3 protein-coding genes and 1 pseudogene are annotated in these 2,616 nt (G+C 69.2%); 1 reads left to right on the top strand and 3 read right to left on the bottom strand.

Annotated features, from left to right (window positions below; translation table 11 throughout):
- Nucleotides 1-148: 148 nt before the first annotated feature.
- Together ACFQ87_RS42070 and ACFQ87_RS42065 are read right to left on the bottom strand one after the other, a co-directional pair.
- Nucleotides 149-611 (bottom strand): annotated as a pseudogene (locus ACFQ87_RS42070) (winged helix-turn-helix domain-containing protein).
- 6 nt (nt 612-617) lie between these two features.
- Nucleotides 618-752, bottom strand: a complete 135-nt coding sequence (locus ACFQ87_RS42065) for a hypothetical protein (protein WP_380616253.1) — start codon at nt 750-752, stop codon at nt 618-620.
- A 123-nt stretch (nt 753-875) separates the two neighbouring features.
- On the opposite strand from ACFQ87_RS42065, the gene ACFQ87_RS42060 reads away from it, so the two are divergent.
- Entirely contained in the window at nt 876-1,199 is a 324-nt protein-coding gene (locus ACFQ87_RS42060) for a hypothetical protein (protein ID WP_380616252.1), read from the top strand.
- Nucleotides 1,200-1,344: 145 nt separating this feature from the next.
- On the opposite strand, the gene ACFQ87_RS42055 is transcribed toward ACFQ87_RS42060, so the two are convergent.
- The coding region (locus ACFQ87_RS42055) for an IPT/TIG domain-containing protein (RefSeq protein WP_380616251.1) at nt 1,345-2,616 on the bottom strand (1,272 nt) is incomplete at its 5' end.

Below are 2,616 nucleotides of genomic sequence, written 5' to 3'. Positions count from 1 at the left end.
GAGTACGAACAGGCGTACTGGGCGCAACTGGAGCAAGCCCCACAGGCCGCTTGATCACACGATCGCGGACTCCACGAAATCCGGGGCAGCTCACTGCCACGTCCCGGCTTCGTCAGGGCCGCTCCCGCCCTCCCCGGCGTCACCCGGATCAGGCTGCCCTCAGCTCCACCTCCCTGCTACGACAGGTCAGCGGTGAAGGTCTCTCACCTCCACACGAATCCCAGCGCCTCACGGCGCAACTCGAAGACCAGACAGGCTCCCCGAGCCGCCGCCGCGCTTTTACCTGGGGCCAGACCTCCTTCCTCCACAACTCGACTGCCTGGTCGTCGCGTTCGATGGCCCTGCGGGCTGGCTGCTGCCACGACGTGACGCTTGAGCAACGCCCAGGTCCCCTCGACCGTGTAGCTGACGTGGAACAGGCGGCCGATCAGCGTCTTCACCCTGGCGAGGGTCCAGCGCTGATCCTCCCAGCCGTGGACCAGCGGGCCCCGCTCCAACTCGCGCTCCAACCTGGCGATTTGCCTCTCGATGAGCCTCGGACGGCCAGGTGATCCCTTCGACAGGACTCCGGCTTCACCTCGCTCACGCCACTGCCGGCGCCATCGCTCCACCGACCGCTAGCTCACCCGCAGAGCGGTGGCGATCTCCCGGTTCTTCTCCCCGCCCTCGAAGCGTTCCACAGCCTGCAGCCGGATCCGCTCCCGCGCGGCCCTCTCGGCGTCGGTCAACTCTCCGCCCTGCGCGTACCTCACGATCCCAGGGGTAGCGGAACAGCCCAGCAACTGTCACGAACAGCTCCGACATCACGCTTTCAGGTTCAGTAATCCCGTCCTTACCCGTCTGGGGAAGATCAGCACCAGCCACGGGGAGCGGACATGCACGAGGACCAGGAGCACGCCCGAGACGACCAGCAGCCGCCGGCCCGGCCCGGCCGGGTCCACTTCCGCCGCTCCGCCCGCAACCCGAACGGCTCCTGGGGCTCGGTGCGCGACGACGTCCTCGCCGTCCTCGGCGTGCTCAAGGTCGCCACCTTCAAGCAGCTGCACGCCCTGGTCGCAAGCGGCACCGACGACCGCGAGCACAACCGCACCGAGCACGTCGCCGAAGCCGTCCGCGACCAGGAGAAGCACAAGCTCGTCGAGCCACGCGGGCCGGTCAGACGGCGTTTGGCGACGTCGGTGGTCTGGTGGGTCTGGTAGGCCGTCCCCGGCGGCGCGGTCGGTGATGTCGCGGCGGTGGCGCGGCGGTGGAGCTCAAGGCGCAGCGCGCGCTGGAGGCTCGAAGAGCCGACAGCCCGGTCCGCGGGATGGACGGTTGATCCCGCGGACCGGTGTTCGGGGCGGGCTATGGCTGGTACTGGAAGGTGGCGCCGTTGCTGGTGCCGCCCGGGGAGTGGACGGTGACGGTGACCGGGCCGGCGGCCCCGGCCGGTGAGGTGGCCACGAGCATGGTGTCGGAGACCGGGGCGAAGGACGCCGGAGCGGTGCCGAAGAACACGGCGTCGGTGTAGGTGAGGTTGCTTCCCCTGATCAGGACGTCGTCCCCGCCGGACACCGAACCCTGGGCCGGGGTGAGGGAGTTGATGATCGGTGGGGCGACGTAGACGTAGTAGGCGTTGCCCAGCCCGACGGTGCTGGTGCCGCCTGGTGTGGTGGCCGTGACCAGGACGGTCCCCGTGCCGGCAGGGGCGGTGACCGTGATCTGGCTGTCGGAGATCACGGTGATGTTGGTGGCCGCGGCGGGCCCGAAGTGCACGGCGCTGGTGAGAGCCAGGCCGGAGCCGAAGATGGTGACGGTGTTCCCGCCGCCACTCGGCCCCACCGTCACGTTCAGGCCGATGATGACCGGGGCCGTGACGTAGAAGTACGGCAGCGGGTTGCTCGTGCCCGCCGAGGTGGTGACCGTGACGTTGACCGACTGCGCCGCTCCTGCGGGTGCGGTGACGGTGATCTGGGCGGCGGTGTTGGTGGTGATCGTGGCGGCGTGGGTGCCGAACAGCACCGAGGTCGCGCCCGACAGGTTGGTGCCGGAGATGGTGACGGTGTTCCCACCGCTGGTCGGCCCCTGGTTCGGGGTCAGGCTGGTGATCACGGGTGCGTTGATGTAGGTGTACGTCACGCTGTTGCTGGTGCCCGCCGGGGTGGTGACGGTGACGGGGACGGAACCGGTGCCCGCGGGCGCCGTCGCCGTGATCTGGGCATCGCTGACCACCGTGAACAGCGCCGAGGCGCTGCCGAACTGCACCAACGTCGCGCCGGTGAACCCGGAGCCGTTGATCGTCACTATGTTGGTGCCGCCCGTTGGCCCGGAGGCCGGGCTCAGAGCGGTGATCACGGGTGAGGCGGTGTAGGCGAAGGCCACACTGTTGCTCGTGCCCGCCGCTGTGGTGACCGAGACCTGGACCGTTCCGGATCCCGCGGGAGCCGTGGCCTGGATCTGGCTGTCGCTCAGCACTGTGAACGTCGCCGAAGCGCTCCCGAAGTGCACCGACGACGCGCCGGTGAACCCCGAACCACTGATCACCACCGAAGTGCCAACCGCGCCCGAGGCCGGGCTCAGAGCGGTGATCACAGGTGGAACGGTGTAACTGAAGGTGACACCGTTGCTCGTGCCCGC

Origin of the sequence: Kitasatospora sp. NPDC056531, from assembly GCF_042794375.1 — a bacterium.
GTDB lineage: Bacteria > Actinomycetota > Actinomycetes > Streptomycetales > Streptomycetaceae > Kitasatospora.
This window is presented reverse-complemented; position numbering and strand designations above follow the sequence as displayed.

Coding starts and splice junctions, on each gene's coding strand:
- ACFQ87_RS42060 (WP_380616252.1), top strand. CDS start 876: ATGCACGAGGACCAGGAGCACGCCCGAGACGACCAGCAGCCGCCGGCC.